We start from the raw sequence: 2,273 nt of genomic DNA on the forward strand, positions 1-2,273 counted from the left end.
CGGAGCCGCAGCGAAAGCGAGTCTGAATAGGGCGTTTAGTACGTGGTCGTAGACCCGAAACCAGGTGATCTACCCATGTCCAGGGTGAAGTTCAGGTAACACTGAATGGAGGCCCGAACCCACGCACGTTGAAAAGTGCGGGGATGAGGTGTGGGTAGCGGAGAAATTCCAATCGAACCTGGAGATAGCTGGTTCTCCCCGAAATAGCTTTAGGGCTAGCCTTAAGTGTAAGAGTCTTGGAGGTAGAGCACTGATTGAACTAGGGGTCCTCATCGGATTACCGAATTCAGTCAAACTCCGAATGCCAATGACTTATCCTTAGGAGTCAGACTGCGAGTGATAAGATCCGTAGTCAAGAGGGAAACAGCCCAGATCGCCAGCTAAGGTCCCAAAGTGTGTATTAAGTGGAAAAGGATGTGGAGTTGCTTAGACAACTAGGATGTTGGCTCAGAAGCAGCCACCATTTAAAGAGTGCGTAATAGCTCACTAGTCGAGTGACTCTGCGCCGAAAATGTACCGGGGCTAAATACACCACCGAAGCTGCGAATTGATACCAATGGTATCAGTGGTAGGGGAGCGTTCTAAGTGCAGTGAAGTCAGACCGGAAGGACTGGTGGAGCGCTTAGAAGTGAGAATGCCGGTATGAGTAGCGAAAGACGGGTGAGAATCCCGTCCACCGAATGCCTAAGGTTTCCTGAGGAAGGCTCGTCCGCTCAGGGTTAGTCAGGACCTAAGCCGAGGCCGACAGGCGTAGGCGATGGACAACAGGTTGATATTCCTGTACCACCTCTTTATCGTTTGAGCAATGGAGGGACGCAGAAGGATAGAAGAAGCGTGCGATTGGTTGTGCACGTCCAAGCAGTTAGGCTGATAAGTAGGCAAATCCGCTTATCGTAAAGGCTGAGCTGTGATGGGGAAGCTCCTTATGGAGCGAAGTCTTTGATTCCCCGCTGCCAAGAAAAGCTTCTAGCGAGATAAAAGGTGCCTGTACCGCAAACCGACACAGGTAGGCGAGGAGAGAATCCTAAGGTGTGCGAGAGAACTCTGGTTAAGGAACTCGGCAAAATGACCCCGTAACTTCGGGAGAAGGGGTGCTTTCTTAACGGAAAGCCGCAGTGAATAGGCCCAAGCGACTGTTTAGCAAAAACACAGGTCTCTGCGAAGCCGTAAGGCGAAGTATAGGGGCTGACACCTGCCCGGTGCTGGAAGGTTAAGGAGAGGGGTTAGCGTAAGCGAAGCTCTGAACTGAAGCCCCAGTAAACGGCGGCCGTAACTATAACGGTCCTAAGGTAGCGAAATTCCTTGTCGGGTAAGTTCCGACCCGCACGAAAGGTGTAACGATTTGGGCACTGTCTCAACCAGAGACTCGGTGAAATTATAGTACCTGTGAAGATGCAGGTTACCCGCGACAGGACGGAAAGACCCCGTGGAGCTTTACTGTAGCCTGATATTGAATTTTGGTACAGTTTGTACAGGATAGGCGGGAGCCATTGAAACCGGAGCGCTAGCTTCGGTGGAGGCGCTGGTGGGATACCGCCCTGACTGTATTGAAATTCTAACCTACGGGTCTTATCGACCCGGGAGACAGTGTCAGGTGGGCAGTTTGACTGGGGCGGTCGCCTCCTAAAGTGTAACGGAGGCGCCCAAAGGTTCCCTCAGAATGGTTGGAAATCATTCGTAGAGTGCAAAGGCATAAGGGAGCTTGACTGCGAGACCTACAAGTCGAGCAGGGACGAAAGTCGGGCTTAGTGATCCGGTGGTTCCGCATGGAAGGGCCATCGCTCAACGGATAAAAGCTACCCCGGGGATAACAGGCTTATCTCCCCCAAGAGTCCACATCGACGGGGAGGTTTGGCACCTCGATGTCGGCTCATCGCATCCTGGGGCTGTAGTCGGTCCCAAGGGTTGGGCTGTTCGCCCATTAAAGCGGTACGCGAGCTGGGTTCAGAACGTCGTGAGACAGTTCGGTCCCTATCCGTCGTGGGCGCAGGAAATTTGAGAGGAGCTGTCCTTAGTACGAGAGGACCGGGATGGACGCACCGCTGGTGTACCAGTTGTTCTGCCAAGGGCATAGCTGGGTAGCTATGTGCGGAAGGGATAAGTGCTGAAAGCATCTAAGCATGAAGCCCCCCTCAAGATGAGATTTCCCATAGCGTAAGCTAGTAAGATCCCTGAAAGATGATCAGGTTGATAGGTTCGAGGTGGAAGCATGGTGACATGTGGAGCTGACGAATACTAATAGATCGAGGACTTAACCATATAATATGAAGCAA

Annotated in this window: 1 rRNA gene; it reads left to right on the forward strand. The window is 52.2% G+C overall.

Annotated elements, in window-relative coordinates:
• A 23S ribosomal RNA gene (locus tag ABH959_RS29375) occupies nt 1-2,259 on the forward strand; the annotation flags it as partial.
• Nucleotides 2,260-2,273 lie beyond the last annotated feature (14 nt).

Origin of the sequence: Bacillus sp. RC51 (assembly GCF_044908115.1) — a bacterium.
Classification (GTDB): Bacteria; Bacillota; Bacilli; order Bacillales; family Bacillaceae_G; genus Bacillus_A; species Bacillus_A mycoides.